Origin of the sequence: Bradyrhizobium huanghuaihaiense (genome assembly GCF_007830635.1) — a bacterium.
GTDB classification, from domain to species: domain Bacteria; phylum Pseudomonadota; class Alphaproteobacteria; order Rhizobiales; family Xanthobacteraceae; genus Bradyrhizobium; species Bradyrhizobium huanghuaihaiense.
Window position 1 is genome coordinate 100,060 of record NZ_VLLA01000016.1, and the last position, 17,742, is coordinate 117,801.

General features: G+C 65.3%; 17 protein-coding genes. 14 read left to right on the plus strand and 3 right to left on the minus strand.

The window, feature by feature from the left end; all coding sequences use genetic code 11:
• Positions 1-65: 65 nt before the first annotated feature.
• Both IQ16_RS28060 and IQ16_RS28065 read right to left on the minus strand, forming a co-directional pair.
• Positions 66-866: an SDR family NAD(P)-dependent oxidoreductase gene (locus tag IQ16_RS28060; RefSeq protein ID WP_018644508.1), complete on the minus strand. Its 801-nt coding sequence runs from the start codon at positions 864-866 to the stop codon at positions 66-68.
• Positions 867-1,119: 253 nt separating this feature from the next.
• Positions 1,120-2,178 carry a polysaccharide deacetylase family protein gene (locus tag IQ16_RS28065; protein ID WP_018644509.1) on the minus strand — a complete coding sequence of 353 codons (1,059 nt, stop codon included), beginning with the start codon at positions 2,176-2,178 and terminating at the stop codon, positions 1,120-1,122.
• A 167-nt stretch (positions 2,179-2,345) separates the two neighbouring features.
• On the opposite strand from IQ16_RS28065, the gene IQ16_RS28070 reads away from it, so the two are divergent.
• The 12 genes from IQ16_RS28070 to phoB all read left to right on the plus strand — a co-directional run bounded on the left by IQ16_RS28070 (position 2,346) and on the right by phoB (position 14,163).
• A complete protein-coding gene (locus IQ16_RS28070; protein WP_018644510.1) occupies positions 2,346-3,740 on the plus strand; it encodes an OmpA family protein in 1,395 nt (464 codons plus the stop codon).
• A 2-nt stretch (positions 3,741-3,742) separates the two neighbouring features.
• On the plus strand, positions 3,743-4,039 hold the full coding sequence (locus tag IQ16_RS28075; protein ID WP_018644511.1) for a hypothetical protein: 297 nt from the start codon (positions 3,743-3,745) through the stop codon (positions 4,037-4,039).
• 115 nt (positions 4,040-4,154) lie between these two features.
• Entirely contained in the window at positions 4,155-4,745 is a 591-nt protein-coding gene (locus IQ16_RS28080) for a TetR/AcrR family transcriptional regulator (RefSeq protein ID WP_018644512.1), read from the plus strand.
• On the plus strand, positions 4,742-5,674 hold the full coding sequence (locus IQ16_RS28085) for a haloalkane dehalogenase (protein ID WP_018644513.1): 933 nt from the start codon (positions 4,742-4,744) through the stop codon (positions 5,672-5,674). The genes IQ16_RS28080 and IQ16_RS28085 overlap by 4 nt, the downstream gene beginning before the upstream one ends.
• Before the next feature lie 604 nt (positions 5,675-6,278).
• The gene (locus tag IQ16_RS28090; RefSeq protein WP_018644515.1) at positions 6,279-7,334 is read left to right on the plus strand and encodes a lysylphosphatidylglycerol synthase domain-containing protein; all 1,056 of its coding nucleotides are present in this window, start codon (positions 6,279-6,281) and stop codon (positions 7,332-7,334) included.
• Positions 7,335-7,408: 74 nt separating this feature from the next.
• Positions 7,409-8,707: a sensor histidine kinase gene (locus tag IQ16_RS28095; RefSeq protein WP_145831868.1), complete on the plus strand. Its 1,299-nt coding sequence runs from the start codon at positions 7,409-7,411 to the stop codon at positions 8,705-8,707.
• A 145-nt stretch (positions 8,708-8,852) separates the two neighbouring features.
• Positions 8,853-9,866: a phosphate ABC transporter substrate-binding protein PstS gene (gene pstS, locus IQ16_RS28100; RefSeq protein WP_026312226.1), complete on the plus strand. Its 1,014-nt coding sequence runs from the start codon at positions 8,853-8,855 to the stop codon at positions 9,864-9,866.
• Positions 9,867-10,049: 183 nt separating this feature from the next.
• Positions 10,050-11,039, plus strand: a complete 990-nt coding sequence (pstC, locus tag IQ16_RS28105) for a phosphate ABC transporter permease subunit PstC (protein WP_026312227.1) — start codon at positions 10,050-10,052, stop codon at positions 11,037-11,039.
• Between the two features lies 1 nt (position 11,040).
• Positions 11,041-11,886 carry a phosphate ABC transporter permease PstA gene (gene pstA / locus IQ16_RS28110; RefSeq protein WP_018644519.1) on the plus strand — a complete coding sequence of 282 codons (846 nt, stop codon included), beginning with the start codon at positions 11,041-11,043 and terminating at the stop codon, positions 11,884-11,886.
• Positions 11,883-12,704, plus strand: a complete 822-nt coding sequence (pstB, locus tag IQ16_RS28115; protein ID WP_018644520.1) for a phosphate ABC transporter ATP-binding protein PstB — start codon at positions 11,883-11,885, stop codon at positions 12,702-12,704. The genes pstA and pstB overlap by 4 nt, the downstream gene beginning before the upstream one ends.
• A gap of 11 nt (positions 12,705-12,715) precedes the next feature.
• A complete protein-coding gene (phoU, locus tag IQ16_RS28120) occupies positions 12,716-13,432 on the plus strand; it encodes a phosphate signaling complex protein PhoU (protein WP_018644521.1) in 717 nt (238 codons plus the stop codon).
• A gap of 23 nt (positions 13,433-13,455) precedes the next feature.
• Positions 13,456-14,163, plus strand: coding sequence for a phosphate regulon transcriptional regulator PhoB (gene phoB / locus IQ16_RS28125; RefSeq protein ID WP_008143479.1), 708 nt, complete (start codon positions 13,456-13,458; stop codon positions 14,161-14,163).
• Positions 14,164-14,405: 242 nt separating this feature from the next.
• Here the strand turns inward: phoB and IQ16_RS28135 are convergent, their stop codons facing one another.
• Positions 14,406-14,918: a GcrA family cell cycle regulator gene (locus IQ16_RS28135; protein ID WP_018644522.1), complete on the minus strand. Its 513-nt coding sequence runs from the start codon at positions 14,916-14,918 to the stop codon at positions 14,406-14,408.
• A gap of 454 nt (positions 14,919-15,372) precedes the next feature.
• Here IQ16_RS28135 and IQ16_RS28140 point away from each other — a divergent pair, with 454 nt between their 5' ends.
• Both IQ16_RS28140 and argF read left to right on the plus strand, forming a co-directional pair.
• A complete protein-coding gene (locus IQ16_RS28140) occupies positions 15,373-16,581 on the plus strand; it encodes an aspartate aminotransferase family protein (protein ID WP_026312228.1) in 1,209 nt (402 codons plus the stop codon).
• A complete protein-coding gene (argF, locus tag IQ16_RS28145; RefSeq protein WP_018644524.1) occupies positions 16,581-17,504 on the plus strand; it encodes an ornithine carbamoyltransferase in 924 nt (307 codons plus the stop codon). Before IQ16_RS28140 ends, argF begins: the two co-directional genes overlap by 1 nt.
• Positions 17,505-17,742: the final 238 nt, after the last annotated feature.

Sequence of the window (17,742 nt, forward strand, 5' to 3'; positions counted from 1 at the left end):
CCAACCCTCTCCCCGCAAGAGCGGGGCGAGGGGGCGCACCGTCCGCGCCGCGTGCAGCGGTTCGCCTACCCCGCAATCTCCAGCCCGGCATTCGCATACACCACGCCGCCATCGACCGCGATGGTGTTGCCGACCACGTAGTCGCCCGCGCGCGAGGCGAGATAGATCGCCACGCCCGCCATATCCTCGTCGGTGCCGATCCGCCGCGCCGGAATGCGCTTAGCGACCTCGTCCGCATGGTCGCGTGCGGCGCGGTTCATGTCGGATTTGAACGCGCCCGGCGCGATCGCGGTGACGTTGATGTTGTCCTTGACCAGCTTCGTCGCCATGCGCCGCGTCAGGTGGATCACGGCGGCCTTGCTTGCGGCGTAGGAATAGGTCTCGCTCGGATTGACGAAGATGCCGTCGACCGAAGCGATGTTGATCACCTTCGCCGGCCGCTCCGCGCTCGCCGCCGCGCGCAACGGTTTTGCCAGAGCCTTGGTCAGGAAGAACAGCGACTTGACGTTGAGGTCCATGACCTTGTCCCAGCCGCTTTCCGGGAATTCGTCGAACTCCGCGCCCCACGCGGCGCCCGCATTGTTGACGAGGATGTCGAGCTTCGGCTCCAGCTTGGCGATCTCGGAGGCCAACTTGTTGCAGCCTTCGACGGTGGAGATGTCGATCGGCAGCGCGATGCATTCGCCGTCATATTGCGCGGTGAGCTCTTGCGCGGTCGCCTCGCACGGTCCTGCTTTGCGCGCAGTGATGTAGACCTTCGAAGCCCCGGCGCTGAGGTATCCCGCCGCGATCATCTTGCCGATGCCGCGCGAGCCTCCGGTCACGAGCGCGACGCGGCCTTTGAGCGAGAACAGATCGTTGAACATGGTGCCTCCCTTGGTTGCCGTCCGTTGTGGGCGGGGCGGGGAGGGGAGTCAAGGAAGGCGCTGCGATGCGCAGTGTATCGCGACCGCGGTCCAACTAACTCGGTGTCGTCCCGGCCTAGTTGCGCAATTGCGCACGGGGGCCGGGACCCATAACCACAGGAAGAGGTTTGGCGAAGGTTGGTCGTTCGGAATTGATACCGATTGCAATCGAAAGATCACGCGGTATGGGTCCCGGCCTTCGCCGGGACGACGGTCAGGCCGCCGCGATCCGGCGAAAGCCGTTCCACATCGCCGTTGCTGCGCCCGAGGTCAGCACCGGCAAAATCCGCGTGTCCTGGTAGTTGCCGTTGAGCGAGACGCGCGGCAGCGCGGTCATGTGGCCGGCGTTCTCGGCGAACAGCATGCCGGGCCGCGTCGTCACCGCGGTCTTGAAGCCGGCGGAGGCGGCCAGGGTGAACTCACGCTCGCCCGCGGCGTCGCGGTCGCCATAGGGATAGGCGAAATGCAGCACGGGACGCTCCAGCGCCTGCTCGATCCGCGTGCGGCTCACCGTCATCTCCTGCGCGGCGATCTCTTCCGCCTGCTTGGCGAGATTGCAATGGCTGATGGTGTGCGCGCCGATCGTGACCAGCGGATCGGCGGCGAACCTCTTCATCTCGTCCCAGGACAGGCAGAGGCTGCGGCACAGCGCTTCCATGTCGACACCGTGCCTGGTGCAGAGCGCCGCGATCTCGCGGGCCAGATCATGCTCGCCGGGCAGCGCGCGCAGCCAGTCGTGCAGGCGGTCGAACGTCGCCTGCTTCGCCGCCGGCGTCGTCGCATCGAGCCGTAGCGCGGAATGGCCGATCTCGACCTCGATCTGCTCGGCCCTGGCGATCACGGCCTCCAGCGCGGTCCACCACAGCCGTCCGGTGCCTTCTGCGAAATCGCTGGCGACATAGACCACCAGAGGCGCGTCAAATTCGCGCAGCACCGGCAGGGCATAGTCCAGATTGTCCCGATAGCCATCGTCGAGCGTGAAGGCGGCGAAGCGGCGGTCGAACCGGCCCTGCACCAGCCGCTCATGCAGCTCGTCCATGCTGACGATGTCGATGTCGCGCGTGCGCAGATGGCTCAGCGTGGCGCGCAGGAACTCAGGGGTGACTTCGAGATGCCGGTTCGGCTGGAACGCGTCCTCGCGGGCGGGCCTCACGTGATGCAGCATGAAAATGGCGCCGACGCCCGAGAGCAGTGGACGCAGCAGATGGTGCGCACCACTGAAGTAGAGCGCCCCCAGCCCGGCGCGGATCACGTTGTTGCGGAGTTGTTTCATTGCAGGCTGGCCGACCCCCGGGCATTCCGCCCTCAACTCTAAGGAAGGACCCTTGAAGAAAAAGTTATTCCAATTGTCCACGCGGGGCCCTCGGAAGGGCACGATTTCCGGTTTGACAGCCCGCCAAGGGTTTGTTTTGTCTCCGGTTCCAGAGTTCGGGTCGTCGAATGCAGAAGCTTTTCACTTGGGCCAGCAAATGGTGGCCGGGGTTGATTCCCCTGGCCGTCATGTGGGGATTTGCGGCCTGGAATAATACCTTGCCGGTCGAGGCGGATTTGTCCGCCCGCAGCTCGGCGGCGCTAAAGGATACCGTTCTGGACAAGACCCGGATCGCGGTGGACGGCCGCGACGTCAGCCTGGCCGCGGACGCCTTTTCCGAGGAGGGGCGTCGCGATGCGGTGATGGCGGTCGAGCTCGTCCCGGGCGTGCGCCTGGTCGACGACCGGACCCGCCTCGTTCCCGAGGCCAAACCCTTCGTCTGGAATGCCGAGCGCGACGTGGTGCGGGTGACGCTGTCGGGTTCCGCCCCCCTGCCGTCGATGAAGGCCCGCCTGACCGAGGCGGCGCGCAAGGAGCTCGGCGGCGTCGAGGTGGCCGATCAGATGGGTCTTGCACGCGGCGCGCCGCCGCGTTTCGAGGCCGCCGCGATGCTGCTGCTCGACCAGATCGGCAAGCTCAAGGACGGCAAGATCACGATATCAGATACCAAGGTCAATTTGTCGGGCATGGCGCGCGAGCTCGGCGGTCGCGAGGCGATCGCGGCCGCGCTGAAGAATCTTCCCGAGGGGTTCTCGATCGCCGCGAACGAGATCAAGGCGCCGCCCTACATCTTCCAGGCCTACAAGGATCCGGTTGCTGCGACCGTGACGCTGACCGGCTACGTCCCCGACAACAATGTCCACGCCGCGATCGCCACCAGCGCGTCGCGGAAGTTCTTCGGCGAAAAGGTCGTCGACAATCTCAAGGCCAGCATCGGCGCGCCCGCCTCGTTCAACCCCGCCGTGGTCGCGGCGCTCGGGGCGCTGTCGCGGCTGTCGACCGGCACGCTCGTCGTGTCCGATCGCGAGGTGAAGCTGTCGGGCGATGCGCTCTATGAAGGGGCCGCCAACGACATCCGCGCCGGCCTCGGCAAGGATTTTCCAAAGACCTGGCAGTACAAGCCGGAGATCACGGTGAAGCCGGCGCCGGGCCCGGTCGACGGCACGGTCTGCCAGCAATTGTTCTCCGAGCTTCTGGGCAAGGGCAAGATCCGCTTCGCGGCCAAGCGCGCCGACATCGATCCGGACTCCGCCGGCATCCTCGATCATCTGATCGAGACGGCACTGCGCTGCCCTAACGCCAATATCGAGGTTGCAGGTCACACCGATGCCGACGGCGAGGATTCCTTCAACCAGGCGCTCTCCGAGAAGCGGGCGCAGGCGGTGATCGACTACCTGGTCAAGGCCGGCCTGCCCGCCAGCCGTTTCAGCGCGGTGGGCTATGGCGCGACGCAGCCCGTCGCCGGCAACGACACCGATGACGGCAAGGCCCAGAACCGCCGCATCGAATTTCTGGTGAGGTGACGATGCCCTATCTCGTCTCGTTCCATATGGGTTGGCTGATCGGTTCGGTGCTGCTGGGCTTCTGCATGGGCTGGATTTCGGTGGTCCAGCGCGGCAACGGCACCTCGAAGGTCACCGCGCGCTGGCTCGCCTTGCTCGCCGCGGGCCTGGTCGCGGCCTCGTTTGCCCATGTCGTTCCCGGCCGCTTCGGCTACTGGCTCGACCTCGGCCTGATCATGTTCGCCTGCTACCTCGTCGGCTGCACCATCGGCGCTTGGCTGCGCGACCGGGTGGTCGCGCGGACCGCGCCGCCGGCCTGAGACGTCGGTTCGCCCGAACAGCCCTCGACATCGCGTAAATCGCCCGGCTGGCACGACAATCGTCGAAGCGCGATGTTTAGCTTGACATTAATACGTACGTACGTATTATAAAGCCATGCCCAAGCCCTCGCTCAAAGACGCCATCCTCGACGCCGGCCTGAAGGTCATGTTCCGCACCGGCTATCACGGCACCAGCGTGCGCGACGTCACCGCTGCTGCGGGCGCGCCGCAGGGGTCCTTCACCAACCATTTCCGCTCCAAGGAGGCGTTCGCCTCGGAGGTGCTCGACCGCTATTTCGACGTCACAAGAGGGCTGGTCGCCGAAGCGCTAGAGGACGCCTCGCTGACGCCGCGCGCGCGGCTGCGGCGCTACCTCGACATCATCACCGGCCGTCTGGAGGCCGATGGCTATGGCCGCGGCTGCCTGATCGGCGATCTCAGCCTGGAGGCATCAGGCAGCAGCGAACTGCTGCGTGTGCGTCTCACAGAAATCTTTGCGGAGTGGCGTGCGCCCTTCGCCGCCTGCATCGCCGATGCACAGACACGCGGCGAGATCGCATCCGATTTCGAGCCCGAGGAGCTCGCCGACTTCCTGCTCGCGTCCTGGCAGGGCGCGATCCTGCGCATGAAGGTCGACCGCAATCCCAACGCGCTCGAACGCTTCAAGACCATCGCCTTCAAAACCGTGTTCAAGGAGATGACATGAGCAAGGCAGCCGAGATCGAAATCCGAACCGCATCAATCCTGGGAAGCAGCATGGCCTATCGCGAGACGGGCGCGAAGGATGCGCCGATCGCGCTATTCCTGCACGGCAATCCGACGTCCTCGCACATCTGGCGCAACATCCTGCCGCTGGTGGCGCCGGTCGCGCATTGTGTCGCGCCCGACCTGATCGGCTTCGGTCAATCCGGCAAGCCCGACATCGCCTATCGCTTCTTCGATCACGTCCGCTATCTCGATGCGCTGATCGACGGGCTCGGCGTCTCCTCGGCCTATCTCGTCGCGCAGGACTGGGGCACAGCGCTCGCCTTTCATCTCGCCGCGCGCCGGCCAGACTTCGTGCGCGGCCTTGCTTTCATGGAGTTCATCCGACCGATGCCGACCTGGCAGGACTTTCACCACACCGAGGTCGCGGAGGAGCAGGACCACGCCGAGGCGGCGAGGGCCGTATTCCGCAAATTCAGGACGCCGGGCGAGGGCGAGGCCATGATCCTCGAGGCCAACGCATTCGTTGAACGCGTGCTGCCCGGTGGCATCGTGCGCAAGCTCAGCGACGATGAGATGGGGCCCTATCGCGCGCCATTCACGACGCCGGAGAACCGCCGTCCCGTTCTCGCCTTTCCCCGCGAGCTGCCGATCGCAGGCGAGCCTGCCGACGTCTACGCGGCGCTGCAATCCGCGCATGCCGCGCTCGCTGCCTCGTCCTATCCAAAACTGCTGTTCTCGGGCACGCCCGGTGCACTCGTCGCTCCGGAATCCGCCGAGCGGTTCGCTCGCTCGCTGAAGCATTGCGCGCACGTTCATCTCGGAGCCGGGCTGCACTTCCTCCAGGAGGATCACCCCGAGGCGATCGGCCGCTCCGTCACCGGCTGGATCGCCGGGATCGAGGCAGTGCGTCCGCAGCTTGCGGCGTGACGGAGACGACCTTCTGAACCTCTCCCGCTTGCCGGAGAGGTCGGCATTCGGCGGCCAGTTGGCCGCCGTTCTGGAACAAGCCGGGGTCTCTCCTCTTGGGGATTCTCGATTTCGGAGACACCCCAACCCTCTCCCGCAAGCGGGAGAGTGAGTGCACCTCCGCCGTGGCGTGGGCTAATTTCCGGAATCGGAATGCTGCGCTGCAGTGCACCAGCAAGCCCCGTGCACAACGCGGCCCTTCGCCCCTCTTTCAACAGGCCGGCGCGGCCCATAGGTTGATTTCGGCTTAAGGCGTGAAGGAACATTGTGCGGCCGAAATCATCAAAACTTCATGGCGACTGCGCAGGATTGCCACGGAGATTCGCGTCAAGCCTTGCCGCCGAAAGCGCCAAACCGTGCACCGGGAGCTCGCAACCTGCCTAAAACATTGAATGCACGTGTTTTTGTTCGAATTGCCGAATTCCACTCCGCGCCGAAACGCGCTAGTGGAGAGGCGGGGGGCATGCGCGATGCCGGAGCCGGCGGTGAGGGGCCGTCGAGCGCCTGTGCGTCGTTCGCCCATTCGCCGGCCGTCCTGGCCGCTGAAGTGTTGTTCGAGGTCTAGATGCTGGAAGCCATACGCAGGGCGATGACGTTTCTGCGCCAGAAGCAAATCCTGCATAAGCTTGGCGTTGTGATCAGCGTCGCGGTCATCGGCATCGCTTGCTATGTGCTCTACCACATGCTGCGCGGCATCGATGTCAACGAGGTCCTCGAAGCGATCAAGAGCACCGAGCCGAGCCAGATTGCGATGGCCGCGCTGTTCGTCGCTGCCGGCTATTTCACCCTGACCTTCTACGACCTGTTCGCCACGCGCGCGATCGGTCACGCCCACGTGCCCTACCGCATCAACGCGCTTGCCGCCTTCACCAGCTATTCGATCGGCCACAATGTCGGCGCCAGCGTCTTCACCGGCGGCGCGGTGCGGTATCGCATCTATTCGGCCTACGGGCTGAACGCGATCGATGTCGCCAAGATCTGCTTCCTCGCCGGCCTGACCTTCTGGCTCGGCAATGCCGCCGTGCTCGGCCTCGGCATCTCCTACCATCCGGAGGCGGCCGCCTCGATCGACCAGCTTCCGCCCTGGCTGAACCGGACGCTGGCGCTGATGATCATCATGGCGCTGGTCGCCTATGTGGTCTGGGTCTGGACCCAGCCGCGCGTGGTCGGCCGCGGGCCCTGGACCGTGGTGCTGCCGGGCGGACCGCTGACGCTGCTCCAGATCGCGATCGGCATCATCGACCTCGGCTTCTGCGCGCTGGCGATGTACGTGCTGGTGCCGGACGAGCCCAATCTCGGCTTCGTCGTGGTCGCGGTGATCTTCGTCTCGGCCACCCTGCTCGGCTTTGCCAGCCACTCGCCCGGCGGCCTCGGCGTGTTCGACGCCGCCATGCTGGTCGGCCTCTGGCAGATGGACCGGGAAGAGCTCCTCGGCGGCATGCTCCTGTTCCGCGTGCTCTATTATCTGTCCCCCTTCGTCATATCTGTAATCTTGCTGACGTTTCGCGAAGTTATAATCGGTGCCCGATCGAAGCGCTTGCAACAGGCGGCGCTCAAGCTCGACCCCGGCCCGGCGCCTGAAGCCGCCTATGTGAGAGAGCGCCGCGACGGCGGCGTCTGACCGGCGCCAAGCCTTTAAGATAAGGCCCTTAAGACAAGGCCGTTAGGACACGTCCTCCAGGAGAAGCCCGCCCGATGGCGATTGACGCCCCTTCTTCTCCCGCTGCCCAGCCCTGGTCCGACCGGCTGCGGCACTCGACCATCATCCTGATCGCCGCAGCGCTGGCGCTGTCGGTGGTGGTCTCGCTCGGGGAATTGTCGGCGCTGCACGCCATTGCCGTGTTCCTCTGCATCGCCGCCGCGGCGCTGATCCCTTGGCGACTGCACGATCCCGCCGCCTCGCGCGACGATGTCAGGCGCATCAACCCGGTCGAGAGCGCCGCGGTGGCCGCGGTCGTCGCCGGCATGCCGGATCCGGCCGTGCTGCTCGACCGCGCCGGCCGCGTCATCCATCTTAATGCCGCAGCCGCCCAGCTCGCGCCGGCGCTGCGGCGGAACGAGCTTGCCCAGTTCGCGCTGCGCTCGCCGGAGATCATCACGGCGCTGCGCGAGTCGATCGCGACCACGGAGCCGCGGCGCGCGACCTATCTCGACCACGTCCCGGTCGATCGCTGGATGGAGCTGATCATCACGCCGGTGCCGGTGCCGACCTCGTTCGGCGGCGCCGACAAATGCATGCTGATGACGTTCCACGACCAGACGCCGCTGCGCCGGGTCGAGGAGATGCGCGCCGACTTCGTCGCCAATGCCAGCCACGAGCTGCGTACGCCGCTCGCCGCGCTGTCGGGCTTCATCGACACGCTGCAGGGCCAGGCCAAGGACGATCCCAAGGCGCGGGAACGCTTCCTCGGCATCATGCACAACCAGGCCACCCGCATGGCGCGCCTGATCGACGATCTGCTCTCGCTGTCGCGGGTCGAGCTGTCGGCCCATGTCCGGCCCGATACCCTGGTCGACCTGCTGCCGATCATCCGCCAGGTCGCCGACGGGCTGGAGCCGCTGGCGCGCGAACGTCAGGTCGAGGTCGAGATCCATCTGCCGGAGCCGCCGGTGATGATCGCGGGTGACCGCGAGGAGCTGCTCCGCCTGTTCGAGAACCTGATCGAAAATGCGCTCAAATACGGCGCCTCGGGCGGACGCGTCATCGTGTCGCTCACCCCCAGCGCAGCTGCTGATGGAACTCAGGAAATCCGGGTCATGGTCCGCGATTTCGGCCCCGGCATCGCGCCCGAGCACCTGCCGCGGCTGACCGAGCGGTTCTACCGGGTCGACGTCGGCGACAGCCGTTCGCAGGGCGGCACCGGGCTCGGATTATCGCTGGTGAAACATATTCTTAACCGTCATCGCGGCCGGCTTTTGATCGAAAGCGTGCCCCGGCAGGGGGCTACCTTTACCGCCTGTTTTCCCCAGGCGAAGCCGCCGGTTCAGATCTGAAACTCAAGCGATTTCAATCGCTTGGTGGTGTCATCCGACTGTCACGAAACCTTCGTAAAAGCACAGCCGACCGCTCCTAAAGGGGCGGGCGCGGGGAGCGCGATCGGGCGCGGATGGCGCTTCGCTCCCCTGTATGGAGACCAGCATGAATTTCATCAAAACGATCGTCGCTGCCGGCTTGGTCGCCGCAACGACGACGGCGGCCTTTGCTGCCGATATCACGGGTGCCGGTGCGACCTTCCCGTTCCCGATCTATTCCAAGTGGGCTGACGCCTACAAGAAGGAGACCGGCAACGGTCTGAACTACCAGTCGATCGGCTCGGGCGGCGGCATCAAGCAGATCCAGGCCAAGACCGTGACCTTCGGCGCCAGCGATGCGCCCCTCAAGGCCGAGCAGCTCGAGAAGGACGGTCTCGTCCAGTGGCCGATGGTGATGGGCGCCATCGTTCCCGTCGTCAACATCGAGGGCGTGAAGCCCGGCGAGATGGTGTTCGACGGCGAGACGCTGGCCAGCATCTATCTCGGCAAGATCACCAAGTGGGACGACGCCGCGATCAAGAAGCTCAATCCGAACGTGAAGCTGCCGTCGGAAGCCATCACCGTGGTTCGCCGCTCGGACGGTTCGGGCACCACCTTCAACTTCACCAACTACCTCGCCAAGGCCAGCGCGGACTGGAAGAGCAAGGTCGGCGAGGGCACCGCGGTCGAGTGGCCGGTCGGCGTCGGCGCCAAGGGCAACGAAGGCGTGTCGGGCAACATCAGCCAGACCAAGAACTCGATCGGCTACGTCGAGTACGCCTATGCCAAGCAGAACAAGCTGACCTACACGGGTCTCGTCAACAAGGCCGGCAAGCCGGTGCAGCCGACCGTCGAGGCCTTCCAGGCGGCCGCCTCCAACGCCGACTGGGCCAAGGCGCCCGGCTACTACGTCATCCTGACCGACCAGCCCGGCGACAAGTCCTGGCCGATCACCGCGGCGACCTTCATCCTCATGCACAAGGAAGCCACCGACAAGGCGGCCTCGCAGGAAGCCATCAAGTTCTTCCGCTGGGCCTTCAAGAACGGCGGCAAGGCGGCTGAGGAGCTCGACTACATCCCGATGCCCGAAGGCGTCGTGACCCTGATCGAGAAGACCTGGGCTGCCGAGATCAAGAGCTAAGTAGAGCTCTCGTGTCCCGGACGCGGAGCGGCATGAAATGCCGCTCCGCAGAGCCGGGACCCACAAGCACTAGGCCCCGGATCAGCGGCGCACCGCTTCGCGCTGCACCGCATCCGGGGCACGGGACCGCCACCAACAACAAGCGTATAGAAATAACGGGTACAGGGGATCGGCGTGGCTGAGATGGCTGTCGAGAGCAACGTAATTGATGCTGCCGGACCGTATGATCGCGCCAAGGCCTTGAGCGCGTTCAAGCTCGGCGATCTCACTTTCTACTGGATCACGCGGCTGTCCGCGATTTCGGTGCTGCTCATTCTCGGCGGCATCATCATCTCGCTGATCGTCGGCGCCTTCCCGGCGATGAAGGAGTACGGCATCTCCTTCCTGTGGACGCAACGCTGGGCGCCGTCGGCCGATCCGCCCGTGCTCGGTGCCCTCGGGCCGATGTACGGCACGCTCGTCACCTCCTTCATCGCGATGCTGATCGCCATCCCGGTTGGTCTGGGCATTGCGATCTTCCTCACCGAGCTGTGCCCGCAATGGCTGCGCCGCCCGATCGGCATGGCGGTCGAGCTGCTCGCCGGCATCCCCTCGATCATCTACGGCATGTGGGGCTTCTTCGTGCTGGGCCCGTTCCTGGCCAACACGTTCCAGCCCTTCATGATCAAGATCTTTGACGGCGTTCCTGTGCTCGGAGCGATCTTCGCTGGTCCCCCGTCCTATCTCAGCCTGTTCAATGCGGCGCTGATCCTCGCCATCATGGTGCTGCCCTTCATCACCTCGATCTCGGTCGACGTGTTCAAGACCGTGCCGCCGGTGCTGAAGGAAGCCGCCTACGGCGTCGGCTGCACCACCTGGGAAGTCGTCCGCAGTGTGGTGATCCCCTACACCCGCGTCGGCATCATCGGCGGCGTCATGCTGGCGCTGGGCCGCGCGCTCGGCGAGACCATGGCGGTGACCTTCATCATCGGCAACTCGTTCCGGATATCGTCCTCGATCTTCGCGCCCGGCACGACGATCTCGGCGGCGATCGCATCCGAGTTCGCCGAGAGCGACGGCCTGCACCAGTCCGGCCTGATCCTGCTCGGCCTCTTGCTGTTCGTGCTGACGTTCTTCGTGCTCGCGGCCGCGCGGCTGATGCTGCTGCGTCTGGAAAAGAAGGCGGGGAAGTGACATGAACCCGATCTACGTACGCCGCCGCCGCAAGGACATCATCGTCCGCGGGCTCTGCATCGGTGCCGCCGCTTTCGGCGTCACCTGGCTCGCGCTGATCCTGATGACCCTGCTTTACAACGGGCTGGCAGGCCTGAACCTCGAGATATTCGTCGCGGACACGCCGCCTCCGGGCTCGACCGAAGGCGGTCTGCGCAATGCGATCGTCGGTTCGATCATCATGACCGTGATCGGCGTCGGCATCGGCGCGCCGCTCGGCCTGTTCGCCGGCACCTATCTCGCCGAATACGGCCGCAACGACCGCCTGACCTCGGTGATCCGCTTCATCAACGACATCCTGCTCTCGGCGCCCTCGATCATCATCGGCCTGTTCATCTACGGTGCGGTGGTGGTGCCGATGCGCGGATTCTCGGCGATTGCGGGCGCGCTCGCGCTCGCCGTCATCGTCATCCCGGTGGTGTTGCGCACGACCGAGGACATGCTGCTGCTGGTGCCGAACGCGCTGCGCGAGGCGGCCTCCGCGCTTGGCCTGCCGCGCTCGCTGGTGATCAAGCGTATCGCTTATCGTGCGGCCCGCTCGGGTCTCATCACCGGCGTGCTGCTCGCCACCGCCCGCGTCGCCGGCGAGACCGCGCCGCTGCTCTTCACCGCGCTGTCGAACCAGTTCTTCAGCCTCGGCCTGAACAAGACGATGGCGAACCTGCCGGTCACCATCAACAACTTCGTGCAGAGCCCCTACGCCTATTGGAAGCAGCTCGCCTGGAGCGGCGCGCTGCTGATCACGATCACCGTGCTTGCCCTGAACATTGGCGCGCGCATCCTCGGCGCCGAGAGGACTGCAAAATGACCGATCTTTCCGTATCCGTGAGTTCCAACGCCCATCTGGCCTCACAGCAGCCGCTGCCGGAAGCGCCCGCCAAGGTGACGGTGCGCAACCTCAACTTCTATTACGGCGAGCACCACGCGCTGAAGAACATCAACCTGACGCTCGGCGCCAACCGCGTCACGGCGTTCATCGGCCCGTCGGGCTGCGGCAAGTCGACCCTGCTGCGCATCTTTAACCGGATGTACGACCTCTATCCGGGCCAGCGCGTCACCGGTCAGCTGATGCTCGACCAGACCAACATCCTCGACCCCAAGCTGGACCTGAACCTGCTGCGCGCCCGCGTCGGCATGGTGTTCCAGAAGCCGACGCCGTTCCCGATGACGATCTACGAGAACATCGCCTTCGGCATCCGCCTCTACGAGAAGATCTCGAAGTCCGAGATGGACGACCGGGTCGAGAAGGCGCTGCGCGGCGGCGCGCTGTGGAACGAGGTCAAGGACAAGCTCAACGCCTCGGGCCTGTCGCTCTCCGGCGGCCAGCAGCAGCGCCTCTGCATCGCCCGCACCGTCGCGGTGCGACCTGAGGTGATCTTGTTCGACGAGCCCTGCTCGGCCCTCGATCCGATCTCGACCGCCAAGGTCGAGGAGCTGATCCAGGAACTGTCCGAGAACTACACGATCGCGATCGTCACCCACAACATGCAGCAGGCGGCGCGCGTCTCCGACAAGACCGCCTTCATGTATCTCGGCGAGCTGATCGAGTTCGACGACACCAGCAAGATCTTCACGTCGCCGAGCGACCGGCGCACGCAGGATTACATCACCGGCCGGTTCGGCTGAGGAGACGCGACATGGCTTCTGAACATACCGCAAAGGCCTTCGACACCGACCTCCAGGAGCTCACCCGCCTGGTCGCCGAGATGGGCGGCATCGCCGAGCGCATGATCGTCGATTCCGTCGACGCGCTGATCCGCCGCGACGTCGCGCTCGGCCAGCGCGTCGTCACCATCGACGCTGAGCTCGATGCGCTGCAGAAGAAGATCGAGGAGCGTGCCGTGCTCACCATCGCCCGCCGCCAGCCGATGGCGGTGGATCTGCGCGAGATCGTCGGCGCCATGCGCGTTGCGACCGATCTCGAGCGCATCGGCGACCTCGCCAAGAACATGGGCAAGCGCGTCGCCGCGCTCGATGCCGACTTCCATCCGCTCAAACTGTTCCGCGGCCTGGAGCACATGACCGACCTCGTGCAGCAGCAGGTCAAGTCGGTGCTGGACGCCTATGCCGCGCACGATCTGCCGGCGGCGATGGCTGTGTGGAAGGGCGACGAGGAAGTCGACGCCATCTGCACCTCGCTGTTCCGCGAGCTCCTCACCTACATGATGGAGGATCCGCGCAACATCTCGTTCTGCATCCATCTGATGTTCTGCGCCAAGAACATCGAGCGGATCGGCGACCACGCCACCAACATCGCCGAGACCGTGTTCTACATGATCGAGGGCCAGGCCATCACCGACAAGCGGCCGAAGGGCGACATGACGACCTTCGCCACGACGGTCCCGAATACCTGAAGACTTAAGGAGCGACGACAACCATGGGCGCACGCATTATGGTGGTTGAGGACGAGGAAGCTCTCACCGAGCTTCTCCGCTACAACCTCGAAGGCGACGGCTATGACGTCGAGACGGTGATGCGCGGCGACGATGCCGACACCCGCCTCAAGGAGCACATCCCCGACCTGATCGTGCTCGACTGGATGCTGCCGGGCCTCTCGGGCATCGAGCTGTGCCGGCGGCTGCGCACCCGTCCCGAGACCAAGCAGCTTCCCATCATCATGCTCACCGCGCGCGGCGAGGAGAGCGAGCGGGTGCGCGGGCTTGCGACCGGCGCCGACGACTACATCGTCAAGCCGTTCTCGGTGCCGGAGCTGCTGGCGCGCGTGAAGGGCCTCCTGCGGCGCGCGAGCCCTGAGCGGCTCGCCACCGTGCTCGCCTACGGCGACATCGAGCTCGATCGCGACAAGCGCCGCGTCGCGCGCTCGGGCCGGCCGATCGATCTCGGCCCGACCGAATATCGCCTGCTGGAGTTCTTCCTGGAGCATCCCGGCCGCGTGTTCTCGCGCGAGCAGCTGCTCGACAGCGTCTGGGGCCGCGACATCTACATCGATGAGCGCACCGTCGACGTCCATATCGGCCGCCTGCGCAAGCTGCTCAATCTCGGCCGCGAGCAGGACCCGATCCGCACCGTCCGCGGCGCCGGCTATGCGCTCGACGATCGTTTTGCGAAGGCCGAGCAGACGTAAGCTGGTTTAGAGAGCTGCCGCCACAACATCGGTGTCGTCCCGGACAAGCGTGAGCGCAGATCCGGGACCCATAACCACAGAGCGTAGTTGTTGCGCGAAAGGGTAACTCCGAGTCCCCGTAACCACATCTTGCGGTGGCTATGGGTCCCGGATCTGCGCGCGCTTGGGGCGCGCTTGTCCGGGACGACATCGGGTATTGAGCCGTCATCGTGTGACGGCTGCTTCTTGATCTCAGAACAAACTCAGCGCGTGCCCGGCTTCGCCGGCGCGCGACGGCGATCCGCCGCGGGCTGATAGGCCACGCGCGAGTGCTGGGCGCAGTAGGGCAGGCCGGAGAGCGCCTTGCCGCCGCAGAAGAAGAAATCCGGGCTCGAGGGATCGCCGACCGGCCAGTGGCAGGTCGCCTCGTTCAGCTCGAGCAGCGACAGCCGCTGGCTCATCGGCACCACGTTGTCGTAGGTCACGGGTTCAGCCTCGACCTCGACCTCGAAGGCCTGCGCCAGCGCGGTGTTGCCGCGTGCGATGGGGCGGCTGACCCGCATCATGTGCTGAGCCGGACGCGCCTTGCGCGGCCGGGGAGCTGCCGATGAGGGGCTCTTGGCGCGGCCGGACAGGCCGAGCCTGTGCACCTTGCCGATCACGGCATTACGGGTCACGTTGCCGAGCTCGGCTGCGATCTGGCTGGCCGACAATCCGGCCTCCCAGAGCTTTTTCAGCTGCTCGACGCGATCGTCGGACCAGGTCAAAACCGTCATTGCACCCTTTCCCTCGCCGTGCGGCTGCCGTCCTGGCGCCTTGCGGCGAATGCCTAAGCCTCGAAAAACCCGTGCCGCCAGAATCCCTTAAGGCTCGCCGGGCGTAACCAGAACGCCCGAACGTTTACGCCGGTACATGAGGACTTAGAGGATCAGAACTGCTGCACGAGATGTCGTATCTGACAAGCCAAACGCTACAATATGGCGTGACTCACGCGCAAGAGTCAGCCGACTCGCTTCCACATGTTCCGTGGCAAAAACCCCGCAAATCCGGCACCGCAAGACTACGGATTCAGCGTTTCGCGGGGCTTTCGGGCGGCATTGACACCCGTTCTACCCGGCATAAGATAGTGTCACGTGCCGCCCTTAAAAGGCGGCACGTTTCGTTTTCCGGGCCGGTTGATGGTGCGCTGCGTGAGCGCGTTCAGGCCGTCCGCAACATCAAGTGATCGTCATGACTAACAGCGCCGCGCCGCATTTGCTCCCCGTTTTCGCCAGGGCCGACCTCGGTTTCGAGCGCGGCGAAGGCTGCTGGCTGATCGCGACCAATGGCGAGCGCTATCTCGATTTCACCTCGGGCGTCGCGGTGAACGCACTCGGCCACGCCCATCCCGCGCTGGTCAAGGCGCTGCAGGAGCAGGCCACAAAACTCTGGCACATGTCGAACCTGTTCCAGAGCCCGGACGGCGAGAAACTCGCCGCGCGTCTGTGCCAGGAAAGCTTCGCGGACTTCGTGTTCTTCTGCAATTCCGGCGCCGAAGCGCTGGAAGGTGTGATCAAGCTGATCCGCCATCATCACTTCTCCAAGGGCCATCCGGAGCGCTACCGCATCATCACCTTCGAGGGCGCCTTCCATGGCCGCACGCTGGCAACGCTGGCCGCGACGGGATCTGCAAAATATCTCGAAGGGTTCGGTCCGCCGATGGACGGTTTCGACCAGGTCCCGCACGGTGACATCGAAGCCGTGAAGAAGGCGATCGGTCCGCAGACCGCCGGCATCCTGGTCGAGCCGATCCAGGGTGAGGGCGGCGTGCGCTCGTCGACGCCCGCCTTCCTCAAGGCGCTGCGCCAACTCTGCGACGAGAAGGGCCTGCTGCTCGCCTTCGACGAGGTGCAGACCGGCATGGGCCGCACCGGCGATCTCTTCGCCCATCGGCGCACGGGCGTTACACCCGATGTGATGTCGCTCGCCAAGGCGCTCGGCGGTGGCTTCCCGATCGGCGCGGTGCTGGCGACCGCGGAGGCGGCGGCCGGCATGGGCCCCGGCTCGCACGGCTCGACCTTCGGCGGCAATCCGCTGGCGATCTCGGCTGCCAATGCCGTGCTCGACGTCATGCTCAAGCCCGGCTTCTTCGACCACGTCCAGAAGATGTCGCTGCTGCTCAAGCAGAAGCTCGCCTCCGTGATCGACCGTCACCCTGACGTCGTCAGCGAGGTGCGTGGCGAGGGCCTCTTGATCGGCATCAAGGCCGTGGTGCCCTCGGGCGATCTCGTTGCGGCCCTGCGCAATGAAAAACTGCTGACGGTCGGCGCCGGCGACAATGTCGTGCGCTTCCTGCCGCCCTTGATCGTCACCGAAGCCGAGATCGAGGACAGCGTCGTGCGGTTAGAGCGCGCCTGCGCTGCGATCTCGTCCAGCCAGACCAAGCGGGCGGCAAGCTGATGAGCAAGTCGCCGAAGCACTTCCTGGATATCAACGAGCTGCCGTTGTCGGAGCTCAAGAGCATGCTCGACGCCTCCTCCGCCATGAAGGCGAAGCAGAAGGCGCATCAGCCGGTGAAGCCGCTCGAAGGCAAGACGCTGGCGATGATCTTCGAGCGTCCCTCGACGCGCACCCGCGTCTCGTTCGACGTCGCCATGCGCCAGCTCGGCGGCGAGCCCATCATGCTCACCGGCGCCGAGATGCAGCTCGGCCGCGGCGAGACCATCGCCGACACCGCACGCGTGCTGTCGCGCTATGTCGACGCCATCATGATCCGCATCCTCAACCATGATGCGCTGCTGGAGCTTGCGGCGAATGCGACCGTGCCGGTCATCAACGGCCTGACGCGGCGCTCGCATCCCTGCCAGGTGATGGCCGACCTCCTCACCTATCAGGAGCATCGCGGCCCGATCGAGGGCCGGACGGTGGCCTGGACCGGCGACGACAACAACGTGCTGGCGTCCTGGGCACATGCCGCCGAGCGCTTCAAATTCCAGCTCAATGTCGCAACGCCGCCGGAGCTCGCGCCGAAGAAGGCGATGCGCGACTGGATCAAGGCGACGGGCGCGCCGATCGTGCTCGGCTCCGATCCCGAGGCCGCCGTGAAGGGCGCCGATTGCGTCGTCACCGACACCTGGGTGTCGATGGGCGACAAGGAAGGCGAGCACCGCCACAACGTGCTCAAGCCCTACCAGGTCAATTCGAAGCTGATGTCGCTGGCCAAGCCCGACGCGCTGTTCATGCACTGTCTGCCGGCCCATCGCGGCGAGGAGGTCACCGACGAGGTGATCGACGGCCCGCAATCGGTCGTGTTCGACGAGGCCGAAAACCGCCTGCACGCGCAGAAGGGCATTTTGGCCTGGTGCTTCGACGCGGTGAAGTGATTCAGTTGTCGTCCCGGCCTAGTTGCGCAATTGCGCACGGGGGCCGGGACCCATAACCACGAATATCGGTTTGGCGAAGACCGCGGGCCTCCGCTTGCCCGCCACAAGAGAGATCACGCGGTATGAGTCCCGGCCTTCGCCGGGACGACACCTAATTTGCGGTATCGTTGTGCAATCATAGCGACCTCCGGAACACTCCCCCCTTCCATTCCCCGCTCTCCGACCCCAGATAAAGCGC